Below are 16,901 nucleotides of genomic sequence, written 5' to 3'. Positions count from 1 at the left end.
GGCCCGAACCGTGTTTCAGAGCACCTTGGACAGGAATGCCTTCGTGCGCTCGTGCTGCGGTTCGGTCAGTACGTCGCGTGGGTGGCCCGATTCGACCACCACACCACCGTCCATGAAGACCAGACTGTCGCCCACTTCGCGGGCGAAGCCCATCTCATGAGTGACGACGACCATCGTCATGCCGGACTCGGCGAGGTCGCGCATGACGTCCAGGACGTCACCCACGAGCTCCGGGTCGAGCGCCGAGGTCGGCTCGTCGAACAGCATCAGCTTCGGCTCCATGGCGAGGGCCCGCGCGATGGCGACGCGCTGCTGCTGGCCGCCGGAGAGCTGCGAGGGGTAGCTGCCCGCCTTGTCGGCCAGGCCGACCCGGTCCAGCAGCTCCAGCGCGCGCTGCCGGGCCTGGCCCTTGTTCACGCCCTTGACCTGGACCGGCGCCTCCATGATGTTGTCGACGGCCGTCATGTGCGGGAACAGGTTGAAGCGCTGGAAGACCATGCCGATGTCCCGGCGCTTGCGGGCGACCTCGCTGTCCTTCAGCTCGTAGAGCTTGTCGCCCTTCTGACGGTAGCCGACCAGCTCGCCGTCGACGTACAGGCGGCCGGCATTGATCTTCTCCAGGTGATTGATGCACCGTAGGAAGGTCGACTTGCCGGAACCGGAGGGGCCGATTAGGCAGAAGACCTCACCCTGTTTGACCTCCAGGTCGATGCCCCTGAGGACGTCGACGTGGCCGAAGGACTTGTGGACCCCCTCTGCCTTGACCATGACGGGGGAGGACTGTGTCATGCCGTGACTCCCTTCGGGCGGCGCGTAGGCAGGACGGTCGCCTTGAAGCGCTGCAGCGGCGTCGGCGGCAGGGTGCGGCTGGAGCCACGCGCGTAGTACCGCTCGATGTAGTACTGCCCGACGCTCAAGATCGAGGTCATGATCAGGTACCAGGCGGCGGCGAGGAAGTACATCTCAACCGTCGAGCCCGCGCCTTGTCCGATGTCCTGGGCCTGCTTGAAGAGGTCGTAGAACTGCACCGCCGAGACCAGCGAGGTGGTCTTCAGCATGTTGATGACCTCGTTGCCCGTGGGGGGCACGATCACACGCATCGCCTGCGGGATCACGATCCGGCGCAGCGTCTTGGCGTGGCTCATACCGAGGGCGTGCGAGGCCTCCGTCTGGCCTTCATCCACCGATAGCAGGCCGGCGCGGCAGATCTCGGCCATATACGCGGCCTCATTGAGGCCGAGGCCGAGAAGCGCCGTCAGCAGCGGCGTCATGAAGGACGACCAGTAGTCCTTGTAGATCGGCCCCAGATTGATGTATTCGAACACAAGTCCGAGGTTGAACCAGACGAAAAGCTGGACCAGAACCGGGGTGCCGCGGAAGAACCAGATGTAGAACCATGCGATGGACGAGGTCACAGGGTTCTTCGACAGGCGCATCACGGCGAGTAGGATGCCGCCTGCAATGCCGATCACCATCGACAGCACGGTGAGTAGCAGCGTGTTCAAGACGCCGTCGAGGATGCGGTCGTCGAAGAAGTACTCGGGGATCGCGCCCCAGTTGATCTTGCCTTGCGCGAAGGCGTAGACGACCCCGCCGAGGATGGCGAGTGCGACGGCTGCGGACACGTACCGCCCCGGGTGCCGGACCGGGATGGCCTTGATGGCCTCCGGCCCGGCGGGGGGTGCCGCGTCGGGACCGTCCATCTTGTTGACGTCAACAGTCACGGGTGGAGCCTTTCAGAGCCGAATCGAACGGGGCGGTTCAGGAGCCACCGTTGATCTTGGCTTCGGTGACCGCACCGTCCGCGACGCCCCACTTCTCGACGATCTTCTTGTATTCGCCGTTGTCGATGATGGCCTGGAGCGCCGCCTGCAGTGCGTCGCGCAGCTCGGTGTTGTCCTTGGCGACGGCGATGCCGTACGGGCCCGCCTCGACCTGGTCTCCGACGATCTCGAAATACTTGCCGCCTCCAGAGTTCTTCACGGAGTACGCGGCGATCGGGAAGTCGGCAGAGACGACGTCCGCGCCCTTGGAGCGCATGCGGGTCTCGGCCTCGGGGTTGGTCCCGAAGTCCTCGATCTTCAGGCTCTTCTTGCCGTCCTTCTTGCACTTCTTCGCCTGGTCGTTGGCGAGGTCGTGGGAGAAGGTGTTGCGCTGCACGGCGATGGTCTTGCCGCACAGGTCGTCCCAGGTCTTGATGTCCTGGTCATCGCCCTTGTTGGTGTAGAGCGAGACGCCTGCGGTGAAGTAGTCGACGAAGTCGACGCCCGCTCCGACCTTCTTGCCGGTCTCAGCGTCGATGCCCTCCTGGCGATCCTTGGTGTCGGTCATGGCCGACATCGCGATGTCGTATCGCTTGGAGGCGAGGCCGCCGATGAGGGTGTCGAAAGTGGCGTTCTGGAACTCGAACGTCACCCCCAGCTGCTTGCCCATGGCGGCGGCGAGGTCCGGGTCGATACCGACCGTCTTGCCTGCTTTGTCCTTGAACTCGACAGGCGCGTACGCGATGTCGGAACCGACCTTGATGACCCCCTTGTCATGGATGGCCTTCGGCAGCTTGTCGGCGAGCGGGGCCGAGGCCGTGGTGTCGCTCTCCGAGCCGCTGTCCTTGGTCTGGTCACCGCATCCGGTGAGTATCAGCGCGCCTGCGACCGCGATCGCACCGACCGCTGCTAGCCGGGAACGAGCGGCGGTCGTACGACGGGTGGAGCTTGCGGTCATGGTGGGTTCCTCCGGCGGATGGGTGGAGTTGCCGATGGGGCGGGCCGCAGCCGATGGGTTCGGTGCGGCCGTGGCACGCCGAAGGGCTCGGCCGTGCCGTGGGTTGACGAGAGCACACCTCTTCGAGTGTCGCGACCTCGTGTGATGACGGCATCTTGCCATTCGGACTGCGCCATTCTGGGCGCCAGTCATGTCAAAATCGGATAACGGGCGACCCCCGAACCGCATCACTCCGGTACATCACGGCCGGACCTTCTATGGGAATCACCCCTTCCGGCCGGAAGATCTTCGGAAAATCCCGGGATTTCGATACGGGAGCCGCGAGCTTTGCGGCTGATTGAGTGGTTGTGGCTGGTCTGTCCAGGCATTGTCCCGATTTTGGACGAAGAGTCAGGGTCTCGTCATGTGACCTTCGCGTTATGGACTCGTCGTCGATGCCGTCCGTCCGGTAAGAAGGGTCCTTACACCCCTCATCCGGGGCTCAGGGCGCGTGTGCGGCGCGCCCGTCGCGTACGCGCCCGTACGTATACACGTACAAGCACGACATGGGCCTGCGCGGTGCCCGCCCACCCCTCACCAGGAGTGGCCACCCTCAAAACAATGAAGATTTAAGGGGTAAAACGAAGTGGCAGCGGAGATCGTCAATCCTCGCAGCGAGAGCAAGACCGGCGATACGGACCCCGAGGGCAGTGCGGAGCCCCTCGACTCCTTCGACCCGGCCTTCGCGCTGCACCGCGGCGGCAAGATGGCTGTGCAGGCCACCGTGCCGGTCCGTGACAAGGACGACCTGTCCCTGGCGTACACGCCCGGCGTCGCGAAGGTGTGCAGCGCGATCGCGGAGCAGCCGGAGCTCGTGCACGACTACACGTGGAAGTCATCGGTCGTGGCCGTCGTGACGGACGGTACGGCCGTGCTGGGGCTCGGTGACATCGGGCCCGAGGCCTCCCTCCCGGTGATGGAGGGCAAGGCGATCCTGTTCAAGCAGTTCGGTGGCGTGGACGCCGTTCCGATCGCCCTGGACTGCACGGACGTCGACGAGATCGTCGAGACCGTGGTGCGGCTCGCGCCGTCGTTCGGCGGGGTCAACCTGGAGGACATCTCGGCGCCCCGGTGCTTCGAGGTCGAGCGGAAGCTGCAGGAGCGGCTGGACATTCCGGTCTTCCACGACGACCAGCACGGTACGGCCGTGGTGACGCTGGCGGCACTGCGGAACGCCGCGCGACTGAGCGGGCGGGCGCTGGGGGAGCTGCGGGCCGTCATCTCCGGCGCCGGTGCGGCCGGTGTCGCCATCGCGAAGATGCTGGTCGAGGCCGGGATCGGCGATGTCGCGGTGGCCGACCGCAAGGGTGTCGTGTCGGCGGACCGTGACGACCTGACGCCGGTGAAGCAGGAGCTGGCCGGTTTCACGAACAAGGCCGCGATCACCGGGTCGCTGGAGGCGGCCCTGGACGGCGCCGATGTGTTCATCGGTGTGTCCGGGGGGACGGTTCCGGAGTCCGCGGTGGCGACGATGGCCAAGGGCGCGTTCGTTTTCGCCATGGCGAATCCGAATCCCGAGGTGCACCCCGAGGTCGCGCACCAGTACGCGGCGGTCGTCGCGACCGGGCGGTCGGACTTCCCGAACCAGATCAACAACGTGCTGGCGTTCCCGGGGATCTTCGCGGGGGCGCTGCAGGTGCGGGCGTCCCGGATCACCGAGGGCATGAAGCTGGCTGCCGCGGAGGCGCTGGCCGCTGTGGTCGGGGACGATCTCGCGGCCGACTACGTCATCCCGTCGCCGTTCGACGAGCGGGTCGCGCCGGCGGTCACGGCCGCGGTGGCTGCGGCTGCCCGGGCCGAGGGAGTGGCCCGGCGCTGACCTCGACCCTGACGCTGGTGTGATGTGGCCCCGCCCGGGTTCGGGCGGGGCCACTCCATTTCCTCGCGCCGGATGTGGCTGTTCGGGTGGTGCTGACGGTGCCTCCGACGGTGGGGGTGCGGGTCTGCGCCTCCTCGCCGGGTGTGGGGCGGGGCCGTGCCGGGAGTGCGCGTGCGGGTGCCTTGGGGGTGGGCCGCCGGGCTGCGGGCCCCCGCCGGGCTGCCCAGCAACACGCCGCGCACCTGGCAAGAGGGCATGTCTCACAGGGCCGGATGGTTCCTTCGGCCCCTCGCGGAACCTATCGTCAAGGTCATGTTCGCTGTCTACGCCGCCCGAATCGACCGCGACCAGCCGCTGTCCGGCCTGGAGTTGGGGGAGCGTCCGGCTCCCGAGGCCCGCCCCGGCTGGAGTACCGTCACGGTCAAGGCCGCCTCCCTCAACCACCACGACCTCTGGTCCCTGCGTGGCGTGGGCCTCGCAGAGGACAAGCTGCCGATGATCCTCGGCTGTGACGCCGCCGGTGTCGACGAGGACGGCAACGAGGTCGTCCTGCACTCCGTGATCGGGCAGAGTGGGCACGGGGTCGGCCCGAAGGAACCTCGATCCATTCTCACGGAGCGCTACCAGGGCACCTTCGCCGAGCAGGTCTCCGTGCCGACCTGGAACCTCCTGCCCAAGCCCAGGGAGCTCTCCTTCGAGGAGGCTGCCTGTCTGCCCACGGCGTGGCTGACCGCGTACCGGATGCTGTTCACCAACGCGGGTGTTCGCCCCGGCGACTCCGTGCTGGTGCAGGGCGCCGGTGGTGGTGTCGCCACGGCCGCCATCGTGCTGGGCAGGGCCGCCGGGCTCCGGGTCTTCGCCACCAGCCGGGACGAGGCCAAGCGGAAGCGGGCCGTGGAGCTCGGGGCCGTCGATGCGCTGGAGTCCGGGGCGCGGCTGCCGGAGCGGGTCGACGCCGTGATCGAGACCGTCGGGGCCGCCACCTGGTCGCATTCCGTGAAGTCGCTGAAGCCCGGCGGCACGCTGGTCATCTCCGGTGCCACCAGTGGCGACCGGCCCTCGCACGCCGAACTGACCCGGATCTTCTTCCTCGAGCTCAAGGTCGTCGGGTCCACCATGGGTACCAAGGACGAACTGGAGGACCTGCTCGCGTTCTGCGCCGCCACCGGGGTGCGGCCCGTCATCGACGAGGTCATGCCGATGGGCCGCGCGCGTGAGGGCTTCGAACGGCTGGCCTCGGGCGAACAGTTCGGGAAGGTTGTGCTGACGAACACCTGACTCCTCTCAAGAGTGCGTCGACGGCCGGTCCGGGGTGGGCCGGCCGTTTTCGTATGTCAACTGTGGTTGACGTGGATGCGGCGTCAACGTAGGTTGACATCATGACGGAAGCAACCGATCTGGCCGAGCGTGCGGGTGACCGTGATCCACGGGTCGGCCTGCGGGCCGTCGCCGCGCTGCGTCGGCTGCTGGAGCAGCTGGAAGCCGTACAGGTGCGCAATGCGCGCAACCAGGGCTGGTCGTGGCAGGAGATCGCCACCGAACTCGGTGTGAGCAGGCAGGCCGTGCACAAGAAGTACGGGAGGCATTGATGTTCGAGCGGTTCACTAAGGACGCCCGGGACGTGGTGAAGAGCGCGTACGAGTATGTCGACGGGAGTGAGGGGGGCGGGCAGTGTGTGGAGCCGGAGCATCTGCTGCTGGCACTGCTCGACCGGGAGGGTGGTCGTGGCTCCTTCGCGCTCAGGGCCCTCGGGCTCGGGGAGCGGGGGGAGTCCGTGCGGGAAGCCCTGAGCGAGGCGCGGCGGCGGGCCGGACTGACGCAGGCCGAGACCGACGCCCTCGCCGGACTGGGGATCGATGTGCAGGAGATCGTCGCCCGGGTGGAGGAGGCTCACGGGGTCGGCGCCCTGGCCGGCGACCGGAAGGGCAAGCGGTGGTGGCCGGGGCGTACCTCCTTCGGCCGGGGGGCCAAAGAGGTGCTGGAGTGCTCCTTGCGGGTCGCCCTCGCCCAGCGGGACCGGTACATCGGGGACGAGCACATCCTGCTGGCTCTGGCCATGCGCCCCGGGGTGCCGGCCGAGGTACTCGCCGACCACGGGGTGACGTACGAGTCCCTGGTGCGGGTGCTGTACGGCAGTGGTGGCGAGGCCAAGGCCGGGTGAACGGCGCCCGGTTACGTCCTCGGGGTGCGCAGGAGCGCTCCTATGTGGGCCGCTGCCGTCGACAGGTGGCGGCGGGCGTCACTGAGCTGGTCGGGGGTGACGCCGTTGTCGCGGGCCGCGTCGCGGATGTCGTCCCGGAAGCGGTCGAGCAGGCGGTCCAGGTCGCGGGCGGGGTCGCCGGTGGAGTCTGCGGCGTCGTCGTGCGCCCAGGCCGGTTCGTAGGCGGCTGGGAAGCCCTCCGCGGGCTGTGAGGGGGCCGGCTCGGGAGCAGGCCTGCCCGTGCCGGTCCAGTCGAAGCCGAAGTCCTTGCCGTAGTCCTTGCCGTAGTCCTTTCCGAACTCGCCCATCTCCTTGACCAGTTCGCTCAGGCCCTCGCGCAGGCCCGTCGGCCAGTCGCCCCGGGCGAAGTGGTCCTGCACCTGCTCCTGGACACGGCGGGTGATGCGCTGCACCTGCTCCTGTGCCTGGGCGCGGGCCTGCTCCTGGGCCTCCTTCGCCTGGCGGCGGGCGCGCTGGGCGTCCTCGCGGGCGCGACGGCTCTCGTCCTTGGCGCGCCGGGCCTGCTCCTTCCACTCCTGCCGGGCGCGGCGCATCTCCTCCTTGGCGATGCGCCAGGCCTCCTTGTCGCCTCCCTGCGAGAAGTCGCCGTAGGGGGCGCCCGAAGGGCCGTCGGTCCGGGCGCCGGTGTCCCGGCGGGCCTCGGTCGCCGCCGCGCGCATCTCGCGGCGCAGGTCCCCGGCGGCTCCGCGCACGTCGGCCTGGATCTCGGCGGCCAGTTCCGCGACCGACTCCCGGATCTCCAGTTCCAGGTCGGCCAGCTCGCCGCTGCGGTCGGCCAGTTCGGCGCGGCCCGCGTCGGTGATCGAGTAGACCTTGCGGCCGCCCTCGGTGGTGTGGGTGACCAGGCCCTCGGCCTCCAGCTTGGCCAGGCGCGGGTAGACCGTGCCGGCCGACGGTGCGTACAGCCCCTGGAAGCGCTCCTCGAGGAGGCGGATCACCTCGTAGCCGTGGCGCGGGGCCTCGTCCAGGAGCTTCAGCAGGTAGAGGCGGAGGCGGCCGTGGGCGAAGACGGGGGGCATGTCAGAGCACCTTCTTGTCGGTCGTGCCGTCGGCCGGGACGGTGGTGGGGTCATCGCCCGGGCCGGAGACGGAATTGTCTCCCGAGCCGTCCCGGGGGCCGCTCGCCGGGGTCGCCGCCGCGCCGCTGCCGCCGGGCGGGGTGTCCCATGGCTCGCCGGGCTCGTCCTCCCCGGCCGGGCGGCGCAGCAGGGCGATCGAGCCGGAGACGGTCGTGGCCCGCAGCTTGCCGGTACCCGCCCCGAGCCGCCCCGTGATCTTGTGGGCGCCCCACTGGCCGTGCACCCGCAGGCCGTCGAAGGCGTTGGAGACGGAGCCGCTCGCCGTGTTCGCCTCGACCTCCGCGTCCGCCGGGTACGGCAGCCGGATCGCGATCTCCCCCGAGACGCTGGTCAGCCGGACGTCCGTCGGGCCGTTCGGGTCGAGGTCGACGATCATCGAGCCGCTGACCGATTCCGCCCGCACGGAGGGGCCGGAGCCCTCGACCACCGTGAGGTCGCCGGAGACCGAGTTGAACCGCAGATCGCCGGTCACGTCCTGGGCCTCCAGGCTGCCGGAGACCGTGTCGGCGCGGATCGGGCCGGAAAGGCCCACGAGTGTCGTGTCGCCGGTGACGCCCTTCACCACCGACGGGCCCTGGATCCCCGAGATCACGGCCGCCGCCCCCACCACGCCCACTTCCACGCGGGTGCCGGCCGGGACGGCCAGGGAGACCACCGCGCTGCGGCGCCAGCCCTTGCGGTCCAGCCACTTGAGGAACCCCTTCCAGGGCAGATCCTCGTAGGCCACCGTGAGGATGCCGTCCTGCTGGGTCACCACCAGGGGCGGCCCCTCGATCTCGGAGATCTCCAGGCGGGCGGAACCTTCGTCCGTGCCCACCACGTTCACCGTTCCGTTGACGAGTCGCACGTGCAGATCGCTCACGGGCTCGTCGAAGGTGAGCTTCTTCGGTTCCGCGACGGACCACTCGGACATGGTGCAGACCTCCCCGAATCGACGCGCCATATCGCGTCCTCTCGTATTCACGATATATCGCGGTCGGGGAAAGTCAAGACACCCGTTCTGGGGACGGCCGGACGGCCACAGGTGCTCAAAGCGGGACGATTCGGCCTAGCGTGTGAGCATGCCGACGGAAGCTGCCCGCACCCCTCCCGCGCCGGGGGCGCTGCTGCTGTGCCGGGCGGCACCCGCGTCCGTCGCCCCCGTCGCCCACCTGCTGCGCGAACCGATGCAGCTCACGCGCGCGGGCGACGCGTGGAGCGTCCTCGTCCCCGAGGGCGGGCCCTGGCGGGACGGCGCCGAGCCCGTGGACCGCGTGATCACCGGCTGGGCCACGGCCCTCGCCGTCGGTGCGCCCTGGCCGGTCCTCGCCCTGTGGTGGGACACCGATCACGCGGGATTCACACTCGCGTCCGGCTTTCGCCGCCCGGTCGGCTTCGTATGGCTCGCGAGCGGCGTCCCGGTCGGGGAGGACGAGGCGATGCGCACCTTCGCCGCCCGCATGGGCCTCGACCCCGTCCTGGACGTCCAGGCCCTCGACCGGCTGACCGAGCCCGACTCCGCTGCCGACGCCCGCACCCGCCTGCGCGGCCTGCTCGCGGTCCTCGCGCACGCGGGCGTCTCCCTGCCCGCCGACCTCGCCCCCGGTGAACCCGCCGGCCGCCTCCGGGAAGCCGCCGCGCGCCGGCCGGACAGCCTGCCCGTCGAGTGGCCGGGCTGGCGCGAGGCGGTCACGGAACGCGACACCGTCGACCACAGCCGCCTCGGCCCCTGGATGCCCTGGACGGGCGGCCCCAGGGCCCGCGCCCTGGCGTTGGCACAGGTGGCGGCGGGCCTGCCGCTCCTGGTCCGGGGCCTGCGGCGGCGCGGCGGCGGCTGGGCCACGGCCGGAGCCCTGCTGCTCGCGCACGGCGCCCTGGGCCTGACCTACGACTTCACACACCCACGCGACTGACGCGTCCCACCCGCCTCACGGGCCGGCGGTGACGGGTCTCCTACTCGTCGTCCTCGTCGTCCAGCCGCGCCAGCCACGTCGCCAGCCGCTCCACCGGCACTTCGAAGTCAGGGTTGAGATCGACGAACGTCCGCAGCTGCTCGGCGAGCCACTCGAAGGTGACTTCCTCCTCGCCGCGCCGCTTCTCCAGTTCCTCGATGCCACGGTCCGTGAAGTACATGCCCCCAAGGATATGTGCGCGCAAACGGCCGGGCCGCACCCCCGAAGCGGGGATGCGGCCCGGTCACGCGGGACACGCGAGGGCGGTTTACGCCTCGAACACCTCACGCACCAGCTGCTCCTGCTCGGCCTGGTGCCGCTTCGCGGAGCCCACCGCCGGGGACGAGCCGTGCGGGCGGGAGATGCGCCGCAGACGCTCGCCGTGCGGGACCTCCGCGCCGACCGCGAGGTCCAGGTGGTCGATCAGGTTGAGCGCGATGAACGGCCAGGCACCCTGGTTCGCCGGCTCCTCCTGGGCCCACAGGTACTTCTCGGCGTTCGGGTACTTCTTGATCTCCGCCTGGAGCTCGGTACCCGGCAGCGGGTACAGGCGCTCGATGCGGATGATCGCCGTGTCCGTGACGCCACGCTTCTGACGCTCGGCCTCGAGGTCGTAGTAGACCTTGCCGGCGCAGAAGACGACCTTCTTCACCTCGGCCGGGTCCATCGACGCGTCGCCGATGACCGGCTGGAACTGGCCCGTGGTGAACTCGTCCGCCTTCGCCGCCGCGGCCTTCAGGCGCAGCATCGACTTCGGCGTGAAGACCACCAGCGGCTTGTGGTGCGGGTTGTGCACCTGCCACCGCAGGAGGTGGAAGTAGTTCGACGGCGACGTCGGCATGGCGACCGTCATGTTGTTCTGGGCGCACATCTGGAGGAAGCGCTCCGGGCGGGCCGAGGAGTGGTCCGGGCCCTGCCCCTCGTAGCCGTGCGGCAGGAGCAGGACGACGCCGGACGTCTGGGCCCACTTCTGCTCGGCCGACGAGATGAACTCGTCCACGACCGTCTGCGCGCCGTTGACGAAGTCGCCGAACTGCGCCTCCCACATCACGAGCGCCTCGGGGCGGGCCAGCGAGTAGCCGTACTCGAAGCCCATCGCGGCGTACTCGGAGAGGAGGGAGTTGTAGACGTTGAGCCGCGCCTGGTCCTCGGAGAGGTACTGGAGCGGCGTGTACTCCTCGCCGGTGCTGCGGTCGATGATGACCGCGTGGCGCTGGCCGAACGTACCGCGCTGCGAGTCCTGGCCGGCCAGGCGGACCGGGACGCCCTCCAGCAGGAGGGAGCCGACCGCGAGGGTCTCGCCCATGCCCCAGTCGATGGTGCCGTCCTCGACCATCGACGCCCGGCGCTGCAACTGCGGCAGCAGACGCGGGTGGACGGTGATGTTGTCGGGGATGTTGACCTGGGACTCGGCGATCCGCTTGACGACCTCCGTGGTCACCGCGGTGTTCACGGCGACCGGGAACTCGGCCTGCGGGTCCGAGGGCTCGACCGTCGCCGGCTGGGACGTGGCCTCACGGACCTCCGTGAAGACCTTCTCCAGCTGGCCCTGGTAGTCCTGCAGCGCCTGCTCGGCCTCTTCCAGGGTGATGTCGCCGCGACCGATGAGGGACTCGGTGTACAGCTTGCGCACCGAGCGCTTCTTGTCGATCAGGTCGTACATCAGCGGCTGGGTGAAGGCCGGGTTGTCCGACTCGTTGTGACCGCGGCGGCGGTAGCAGATGAGGTCGATCACCACGTCCTTGTTGAACGCCTGGCGGAACTCGAAGGCCAGCCGGGCCACGCGGACCACGGCCTCCGGGTCGTCGCCGTTCACGTGGAAGATCGGGGCCTCGATCATGCGGGCCACGTCCGTGGCGTACATGGAGGAACGCGAGGACTCGGGGGCCGCGGTGAAGCCGACCTGGTTGTTGATGACGATGTGGACCGTGCCGCCGGTGCGGTAGCCGCGCAGCTGCGACATGTTCAGGGTCTCGGCCACCACGCCCTGGCCCGCGAAGGCCGCGTCGCCGTGGATCGCCACCGGCAGGACGGTGAAGTCCGTGCCGCCCTTGTTGATGATGTCCTGCTTGGCGCGCGAGACGCCTTCCAGGACCGGGTCCACCGCCTCCAGGTGCGAGGGGTTCGCGACCAGGGAGACCTTGATCTGCTCGCCGTCGAGACCGGTGAAGGTGCCCTCGGCACCCAGGTGGTACTTCACGTCGCCGGAGCCGTGCATCGACTTCGGGTCGAGGTTGCCCTCGAACTCGCGGAAGATCTGCGCGTACGACTTGCCGACGATGTTGGCGAGGACGTTCAGGCGGCCGCGGTGGGCCATGCCGACGACGACCTCGTCCAGGCGGGACTCGGCGGCCGAGTCCAGCACGGCGTCCAGCAGCGGGATGACGGACTCGCCGCCCTCCAGGGAGAAGCGCTTCTGGCCGACGTACTTCGTCTGCAGGAAGGTCTCGAAGGCCTCGGCGGCGTTCAGCCGGCGCAGGATGCGCAGCTGCTCCTCACGCTCCGGCTTGGTGTGCGAGCGCTCGATGCGGTCCTGGATCCACTTGCGCTGCTTCGGGTCCTGGATGTGCATGAACTCGACGCCGGTGGTGCGGCAGTACGAGTCGCGCAGCACGCCGAGGATGTCGCGCAGCTTCATCAGGGACTTGCCGGCGAATCCGCCGACGGCGAACTCGCGCTCCAGGTCCCACAGGGTGAGCCCGTGCTCGGTGATGTCCAGGTCGGGGTGCTTGCGCTGCTGGTACTCCAGCGGGTCGGTGTCGGCCATGACGTGGCCGCGGACCCGGTAGGAGTGGATCAGCTCGAAGACGCGGGCGGCCTTCGTGACGTCGTCGTCGTGCGACGCGTCGATGTCCTTGAGCCAGCGGACCGGCTCGTAGGGGATGCGCAGCGCCTCGAAGACGTCGTCGTAGAAGCCGTTCTCACCGAGGAGGAGGTTGGCGACGATCCGCAGGAACTCGCCGGAGGCGGCGCCCTGGATCACCCGGTGGTCGTAGGTCGACGTGAGCGTCATGACCTTCGAGATGCCGAGCTTGTTCAGGGTGTCCTGGGAGGTGCCCTGGAACTCGGCCGGGTAGTCCATGGAGCCGACGCCCATGATCACCGACTGTCCGGGCATCAGACGCGGCACGGAGTGGACGGTGCCGAGGCCGCCGGGGTTGGTCAGGGAGACCGTCACGCCGGTGAAGTCGTCCATGCCCAGCTTGCCGTCGCGGGCGCGGCGGACGATGTCCTCGTAGGCCTGCCAGAACTCGAAGAAGTTCAGCGTCTCGGCCTTCTTGATGCCCGCGACCACGAGCTGGCGGTCGCCGTTGGGCTTGACCAGGTCGATGGCGAGGCCGAAGTTGACGTGCTCCGGCTTGACCAGGGTCGGCTTGCCGTCCTTCTCCGCGAAGGAGTAGTTCATCGACGGCATGGCCTTGATGGCCTGCACCATCGCGTAGCCGATCAGGTGCGTGAAGGAGATCTTCCCGCCCCGGGCGCGCTTGAGGTGGTTGTTGATGACGATGCGGTTGTCGAAGAGCAGCTTCACCGGGACCGCGCGCACGGACGTGGCCGTGGGCACCTCCAGGGAGGCGTTCATGTTCTTCGCGACCGCTGCCGCGGGACCGCGCAGCACGACCTGCTCGGGGCCCGAGGGGGCCTCACCGGCGGGCTCGGCCTTCTTCGCGGCGGCCGGCTTCGCGGCCGGGGCGGCCTGCGCCGGAGCGGGGGCCTGGGCCTGCGCGGCGGGCTTCGCCTGGGCCGGAGCCGAGGCGGGAGCCGGAGCGGCGGCGGGCTTCTCGGCCGCCGGGGCGGGGGCCGGGGCGGGAGCCGCCGGAGCGGCGGTCTGAGCGGTGGTGGTCCCTGCGGCCTCCGCGGCCGCGGTACCCGCCGGAGCCGGGGCGGCGGCCGCCCCTGGCTTGTAGTCGGCGAAGAAGTCCCACCAGGCTCGGTCTACCGAATTCGGGTCCTGGAGGTACTGCTGATAGATCTCGTCGACGAGCCACTCGTTGGCACCGAACGACGCGGCAGGGTTCTTCCCCGCTTGGTCGGTGTCGGTCGAGATGCTCGAGTTACTGGGGGACTGTGGCGACACGGCGGCAACCGCCCTCTTCCGCTTCACAAGATGATGGACAGCGGGAATCAAGGCTACGCCCCCTGGACGGGGAAGGTCAGGTCGGGCCCGTGCAACGTCGTGCAAGTCACATCTGGAACTGTGTTTCGGGGCTTGAAATGGCGGGAAACAAGCGTGGTTCCGCTTGAGAAGGGAAGAGCGGGGCGGGGCCCCGGGCGCCGATGGCGCGGGCCTGTGCCTGATCACACGTGTCCGTCAGTGCGGACGCCCGTGGATCTTGTGGCTCCGCTTCGAACTTTACGTCAACTTGGCACAGATGACAGTCCCGGAAGAGTGACAAGAATCCGGCAACCTCGCTCGGATTCGGCCACTCCGATCTTGCCCCCGTGCAGGTCCACCGCCCAGCGGGCGATCGCCAGGCCGAGACCCGTGCCGCCGTCGCTGCCCGGCCCCTGCGGCCGCTTGGCGTTGCCGCGGTTGAACCGCTCGAAGACGCGGTGCCACTCGGACTTCGGAATGCCGGGGCCCTCGTCCAGGACCTCCAGCTCCAGGGACTCCGGCAGGGCGCCGCGCCGCGCCTTGACCGTCACCCGGCCGTGCGGCGGGCTGTGCTTGACCGCGTTGTCGATGAGATTGGCGACGACCTGGTGGATGCGCTCCGGGTCGGCGTGCGCGGTCAACTCCGGCGGGGAGACGTCGAGGTGCAGGTGGACGTCCGTACGCGTGTGACTGCCCGAGCCGGTGGCGATGCCCGCGCGCACGGAGGCGACCATGTTGGCCTCCTTCAGCACGCCGGACAGATACGGCCACACCTCGAACCGCCGCTGTTTCAGCGGTACGACGCCGCTGTCCAGGCGGGACAGGTCCAGCAGCGTCTCCACCAGCCGCCCGAGGCGCTCGGTCTGCTTCAGCGCCGTACGCATCGTCTCCGGGTCGGCCTGCGTGACGCCGTCGACGATGTTCTCCAGCACCGCGCGCAGCCCCGCGATGGGCGTGCGCAGCTCGTGCGAGACATTCGCCACGAGTTCCTTGCGCTGGCGGTCCTGGGCCTCCAGCTCGTCGGCCATGGCGTTGATGGTCACGGCCAGGTCGCCCAGCTCGTCACGGCGGTTCTCCCGCGTGCGGCGGGTGTAGTCGCCCTGCGAGATGGAACGGGCCACCGCGGTCATCTCGTCCAGCGGTGCCGTGAGCGAATGGGCCACGAACTGCGTGATGAGAAGAGTGGCGATCATCGAGAAGACCGTGATGAAGCGCAGCTCCGTCTTGGTGTGCACCGCGATCACCGACAGGCCCGTGGTGATCAGCACCGAGATGACGACGAGCGCGCCCAGCTTGGTCTTGATCGAGAAGGGGCTCACCCCGCCCCAGGGATCCGGCTCCCCGGGGTTTCTCCGTCCGGCCGGCCCACCGCTCATGGCGTCGGGGTCTCCAGGGCGTAACCCACGCCGTGCACCGTGCGGATCCGCTCGGCGCCGATCTTCCGGCGCAGTGCCTTGATGTGGCTGTCGACCGTGCGGGTACCGGAGGCGTCCGCCCAGTCCCAGACCTCGGCGAGCAGCTGCTCACGGGAGAGCACCGCACGCGGGGTGTTCGCCAGGCACACCAGCAGGTCGAACTCGGTGGGCGTCAGGTGGACGTCCTCGCTGCGCACCCGTACGCGGCGCTGCGCGTGGTCGATCTCCAGCTCGCCGAGGCGCAGGATGCCGGAGCGGGGGGTGGCCGCCGCGATGGCGGCCCGCTCCACCCGGCGCAGCAGGACGTGCACGCGCGCCGCGAGCTCCCGCATCGAGAACGGCTTGGTCATGTAGTCGTCGGCTCCGACGCCGAGCCCGACCAGCATGTCGGTCTCGTCGTCGCGCGCGGTGAGCATCATCACCGGCACCGGGCGGGCGGCCTGCACGCGCCGGCAGACCTCCAGGCCGTCGAAGCCGGGCAGCATGATGTCGAGGATCAGCAGGTCGGGCTGCCAGGCCTCGGCCGTGTCGACCGCGGCCGGACCGTCACCCGCTGTTTGCACGAGGAATCCCTCGGCTCGCAGGCGGGTCGCGATGGCGTCCACGATCGTGGCGTCGTCCTCGACCACCAGGACCCGGCGCTGTGCGCCCGGAGTAGCCGTCGCCGAACCGTTGTGGGAGGTCTGTGTCTGCTCCATCGCCCGCCCCTGGGGTGTGCTTTCCGGAATCAGTGGGGTGATTCCTTCTGACTGGCTATGCCTGCGCATGGTTGCGATTGACGCTTGAATGATCGGCGTCAGGGGAGCAGCGTACGGGGAGTGAGCACACCTTTGCTATCCAGGGCGGATGCCGAGGTGCACGACGTCGGGAACGCCCCGGGCAACCGGGATCTCATCGGTACGCACCTGCTGGAACCCGGCATTCCGCAAGGTTTCTTCGAATTCCGGAGACGGCCGGGCGGACCAGACGGCGAGAACTCCGCCAGGTCTCAGCACCCTTGCGCAGCTGGCCAGTCCGGCCTCCCGGTAGAGATTTCCATTGCCCTCCGTGACGGTCCAGCCCGGTCCGTTGTCGATGTCGAGGCACAGGGCGTCGTACGTGTCGGATGTCTCATTGACGTGGGCGACCAGATCGGTCTCGACGATGGTCGTGCGGGGGTCCGCCAGGGCCCGGGCGGACAGTGCGGAGAGCGGGCCGGCGAGGTGCCATTCGACGATCGCGGGCTCGCGTTCCACCACCGTGATGCGTCCCCAGCGCGGATCCGCCGCGGCGTGCGCGAGGGAGAAACCGACGCCGAGTCCGCCGATCAGGACGTCGGGGCGGTCCCGGCCGGCCAGGGCGTCCAGCGCCGCGTCGACCAGCCGCCGCTCCGAGCGGCCGTCGGAGGTGTCCATCAGGAAGCAGCCGTTGGCGATGATCTCCAGCCGGTCACCGTGCCGCCGCAGCACCACCTCACCGTGCGGGCCCTCGCGACGGTCCAGTACATCGGGGATGTCGTACGAGGCAGGCATGGGGGCATCCTGGCAGGGACGGGGAGCGCGGCGCCCGGCATTTACCCGGGGCCGGGGCGGGACGCGGGA

Annotated in this window: 15 protein-coding genes; 5 read left to right on the top strand and 10 right to left on the bottom strand. The window is 69.4% G+C overall.

Annotated elements, in window-relative coordinates; translation table 11 throughout:
* Positions 1–15: 15 nt before the first annotated feature.
* The 3 genes from ACFU3E_RS30630 to ACFU3E_RS30620 are packed head-to-tail and all read right to left on the bottom strand — an operon-like array spanning position 16 to position 2,721.
* Positions 16–789 (bottom strand): amino acid ABC transporter ATP-binding protein, encoded by a 774-nt coding sequence (locus tag ACFU3E_RS30630; protein ID WP_384165383.1) that lies wholly within the window; start codon positions 787–789, stop codon positions 16–18.
* A complete protein-coding gene (locus tag ACFU3E_RS30625; RefSeq protein WP_384165379.1) occupies positions 786–1,724 on the bottom strand; it encodes an amino acid ABC transporter permease in 939 nt (312 codons plus the stop codon). Before ACFU3E_RS30625 ends, ACFU3E_RS30630 begins: the two co-directional genes overlap by 4 nt.
* Positions 1,725–1,761: 37 nt before the next feature.
* Positions 1,762–2,721 (bottom strand): ABC transporter substrate-binding protein, encoded by a 960-nt coding sequence (locus tag ACFU3E_RS30620; RefSeq protein ID WP_384165375.1) that lies wholly within the window; start codon positions 2,719–2,721, stop codon positions 1,762–1,764.
* Positions 2,722–3,346: 625 nt separating this feature from the next.
* On the opposite strand from ACFU3E_RS30620, the gene ACFU3E_RS30615 reads away from it, so the two are divergent.
* The 4 genes from ACFU3E_RS30615 (at position 3,347) to ACFU3E_RS30600 (ending at position 6,740) form a co-directional block, all read left to right on the top strand.
* Positions 3,347–4,579, top strand: coding sequence for an NADP-dependent malic enzyme (locus tag ACFU3E_RS30615; RefSeq protein WP_384165372.1), 1,233 nt, complete (start codon positions 3,347–3,349; stop codon positions 4,577–4,579).
* A 312-nt stretch (positions 4,580–4,891) separates the two neighbouring features.
* Positions 4,892–5,857, top strand: coding sequence for a zinc-binding dehydrogenase (locus ACFU3E_RS30610; RefSeq protein WP_384165369.1), 966 nt, complete (start codon positions 4,892–4,894; stop codon positions 5,855–5,857).
* Positions 5,858–5,958: 101 nt separating this feature from the next.
* Complete coding sequence (locus tag ACFU3E_RS30605) at positions 5,959–6,168, top strand: HTH domain-containing protein (protein ID WP_003992902.1); 210 nt, start codon at positions 5,959–5,961, stop codon at positions 6,166–6,168.
* A complete protein-coding gene (locus tag ACFU3E_RS30600) occupies positions 6,168–6,740 on the top strand; it encodes a Clp protease N-terminal domain-containing protein (RefSeq protein ID WP_384165366.1) in 573 nt (190 codons plus the stop codon). The genes ACFU3E_RS30605 and ACFU3E_RS30600 overlap by 1 nt, the downstream gene beginning before the upstream one ends.
* 11 nt (positions 6,741–6,751) lie before the next feature.
* Here the strand turns inward: ACFU3E_RS30600 and ACFU3E_RS30595 are convergent, their stop codons facing one another.
* A complete protein-coding gene (locus ACFU3E_RS30595; protein ID WP_384165363.1) occupies positions 6,752–7,819 on the bottom strand; it encodes a helix-turn-helix transcriptional regulator in 1,068 nt (355 codons plus the stop codon).
* A gap of 1 nt (position 7,820) precedes the next feature.
* Positions 7,821–8,792, bottom strand: coding sequence for a DUF4097 domain-containing protein (locus ACFU3E_RS30590; RefSeq protein WP_384165401.1), 972 nt, complete (start codon positions 8,790–8,792; stop codon positions 7,821–7,823).
* Between the two features lie 148 nt (positions 8,793–8,940).
* On the opposite strand from ACFU3E_RS30590, the gene ACFU3E_RS30585 reads away from it, so the two are divergent.
* Positions 8,941–9,771: a hypothetical protein gene (locus ACFU3E_RS30585; RefSeq protein ID WP_384165360.1), complete on the top strand. Its 831-nt coding sequence runs from the start codon at positions 8,941–8,943 to the stop codon at positions 9,769–9,771.
* Positions 9,772–9,811: 40 nt separating this feature from the next.
* Here the strand turns inward: ACFU3E_RS30585 and ACFU3E_RS30580 are convergent, their stop codons facing one another.
* The 5 genes from ACFU3E_RS30580 to ACFU3E_RS30560 all read right to left on the bottom strand — a co-directional run bounded on the left by ACFU3E_RS30580 (position 9,812) and on the right by ACFU3E_RS30560 (position 16,832).
* On the bottom strand, positions 9,812–9,991 hold the full coding sequence (locus ACFU3E_RS30580) for a DUF6104 family protein (RefSeq protein WP_003992906.1): 180 nt from the start codon (positions 9,989–9,991) through the stop codon (positions 9,812–9,814).
* Between the two features lie 87 nt (positions 9,992–10,078).
* The gene (locus tag ACFU3E_RS30575) at positions 10,079–13,888 is read right to left on the bottom strand and encodes a multifunctional oxoglutarate decarboxylase/oxoglutarate dehydrogenase thiamine pyrophosphate-binding subunit/dihydrolipoyllysine-residue succinyltransferase subunit (protein WP_384165357.1); all 3,810 of its coding nucleotides are present in this window, start codon (positions 13,886–13,888) and stop codon (positions 10,079–10,081) included.
* A gap of 281 nt (positions 13,889–14,169) precedes the next feature.
* The gene (locus tag ACFU3E_RS30570) at positions 14,170–15,282 is read right to left on the bottom strand and encodes an ATP-binding protein (protein ID WP_384165354.1); all 1,113 of its coding nucleotides are present in this window, start codon (positions 15,280–15,282) and stop codon (positions 14,170–14,172) included.
* Positions 15,279–16,019: a response regulator transcription factor gene (locus tag ACFU3E_RS30565; protein ID WP_030851757.1), complete on the bottom strand. Its 741-nt coding sequence runs from the start codon at positions 16,017–16,019 to the stop codon at positions 15,279–15,281. Before ACFU3E_RS30565 ends, ACFU3E_RS30570 begins: the two co-directional genes overlap by 4 nt.
* A 135-nt stretch (positions 16,020–16,154) precedes the next feature.
* Entirely contained in the window at positions 16,155–16,832 is a 678-nt protein-coding gene (locus ACFU3E_RS30560; protein WP_384165351.1) for a spermidine synthase, read from the bottom strand.
* Positions 16,833–16,901 lie beyond the last annotated feature (69 nt).

Source organism: Streptomyces sp. NPDC057424, from assembly GCF_042803315.1.
Classification (GTDB): Bacteria; Actinomycetota; Actinomycetes; order Streptomycetales; family Streptomycetaceae; genus Streptomyces.
The sequence above is the reverse complement of the archived record's forward strand: the minus strand, read 5'-3'. Positions and strand labels throughout refer to the sequence as shown.